This window comes from Nonomuraea lactucae (genome assembly GCF_003313395.1).
In the GTDB taxonomy this organism is placed as follows: domain Bacteria; phylum Actinomycetota; class Actinomycetes; order Streptosporangiales; family Streptosporangiaceae; genus Nonomuraea; species Nonomuraea lactucae.
On sequence record NZ_QNFZ01000597.1, the window covers coordinates 1 to 2,151 of the forward strand.

Here is a 2,151-nt window from a genome sequence, read left to right on the forward strand (position 1 = left end):
CCGGTCGCGGCGGGCTGTGGCTGCGCGGTCCCGGGTGTCACGGCCCGCACCTGCGGGCGCTGGGCCGGCTGGGCCGGCGACTCCCCGGAGGAGGGGATCACCATGAGTCCCACGACGGCCACGGTCACCACCGCGGCGTTCGCGATGCCGATGATCGGCGTCAGTGACGCTGCTGACCGCACAGAACTCCCGTGCCACTCGGGGAAACGACGCTGATCAAGAGTAGTGCAGAACCACCTCCAGCGGGCGCTTCACGCGATGCCGGAACTGCCCCACCACACGCGGACGAAACCCCCCAAGCCAAGCAGTCGTACGGGCCGCGCGAAGCAGTCGTACGGGCCGCGGACCGGCTGTACGGGCCCCGGCGGCGCGCACGGAGCCCCGGGCGGGACGCTCGGAACGGAGGCGCCCCTACGTGCGAAGCCGCGGGCCGCGCGCGGGAACGGGGGCGCCCTAGTGGCCCGCGACCTCCCAGGTGTGGCCGACCCCCACGGAGACCTCCAGCGGGACGCGCAGCTGGTAGGCGGCGTTCATCTGGTCGCACACCAGCTGCGTGAGCCGCTCCAGCTCGCCCCGGGCCACCTCGAACACCAGCTCGTCGTGGACCTGCAGCAGCATGCGTGAGGCCAGCCCCTCCTCCGCCAGCGCCTGGTGGACGTGGAGCATCGCGACCTTGATGATGTCGGCCGCCGAGCCCTGGATGGGCGCGTTGAGCGCCATCCGCTCGGCCATCTCGCGGCGCTGCCGGTTGTCGCTGGTCAGGTCGGGCAGGTAGCGGCGGCGGCCCATGATGGTCTCGGTGTAGCCGTCGTTGCGCGCCTGCCGCACGATGTCGTGCAGGAAGTCGCGCACGCCGCCGAACTCCTGGAAGTATTCCTCCTTGAGCGCCCGCGCCTCGGCCACCGGGATGTTGAGCTGGCTCGACAGCCCGAAGTCGGACAGGCCGTAGGCGAGGCCGTAGTTCATGGCCTTGATGCGGGCCCGCAGCTCGCCGTCGATCTGCTCGGGCGGCAGGTCGAACACCCTGGCCGCGGTGGCCTGGTGGAAGTCGTGGCCCGACTCGAACGCCGCGATCAGCGACTCGTCGCCCGACAGGTGGGCCATGATGCGCAGCTCGATCTGGCTGTAGTCGGCGGTGAGGAGCGTCTCGTAGCCCTCGCCGACCATGAAGCCCTGCCGGATGCGGCGGCCCTCGGCGGTGCGGATGGGGATGTTCTGCAGGTTGGGCTTCTCCGACGACAGGCGGCCCGTCGCGGCGATGATCTGGTTGAAGGTGGTGTGGATGCGCCGATCGTCGCCGATCTCCTTGATCAGCCCCTCGACCGTGGTGCGCAGCTTCTGCTGGTCGCGGTGGCGCAGCATGATCGTGGGCAGCTCGTGCTCGGTCTGCGTGGCGAGCCAGGCGAGCTGGTCGGCGTCGGTGCTGTAGCCGGTCTTGATCTTCTTGGTCTTGGGCAGGTTGAGCCGGACGAAGAGGATCTCCTGGAGCTGCTTGGGCGAGCCGAGGTTGAACTGCTCGCCGACGACCCGGTGGGCCTCCTCGGTGGCGTGCTTGACCGCGGCGCCGAACTCGGCCTCCAGGGAGGCGAAGTATTCGCTGTCGACGGCGATGCCCGCGCGCTCCATCTCGGCCAGCACGCTCAGCAGCGGCAGCTCCACGTCGGACAGCAGCTGGGTGCCGCCGCGGCCCGCGAGGAACGCCTCGAGCGCCTCGGCCAGCTCGCGCACGGCGTGGGCGCGCAGCGCCAGCTCCTTGGCCGGCGCGTCCTCGTCGTCGCCGAAGAGCGCGGCCTGCCCGTTGGACTCCTCCTCGGCGCGCAGGTCGCGGTTGAGGTAGCGCCGGGCCAGGTCCTCCAGGGCGAACGTGCGCTGGCCCGGCATCGCGAGGTAGGCCGCCAGGGCGGTGTCGCACGACAGGCCCTTGAGGCTCATGCCCTGCGACCACAGGGCGAGGATCGGCCCCTTGGCGTCGTGGACGGCCTTGGGCCGGGCCTCGTCGGCCAGCCAGGCGCGCAGCGCCGCCTCGTCGGCCTCGGTCAGCTTGACCGGGTCGAGGTGCGCGGCCGTGCCGTCGGGCGAGGCGATCGCGATGGCGTCGACGCGCCCCGTGCCGCTGCCGTAGGCGCCGCGGAAGGCCAGCCCGGCGCGGCC

1 protein-coding gene and 1 pseudogene are annotated in these 2,151 nt (G+C 71.8%); both read right to left on the reverse strand.

The genetic code is table 11. From position 1 onward, the window contains the following. Positions 1-182 (reverse strand): annotated as a pseudogene (locus DQW85_RS46045) (polysaccharide deacetylase family protein); the annotation flags it as partial. Between the two features lie 271 nt (positions 183-453). Further along, on the reverse strand, positions 454-2,151 hold a 1,698-nt coding region (gene polA, locus DQW85_RS24030), incomplete at its 5' end, for a DNA polymerase I (RefSeq protein ID WP_113702314.1).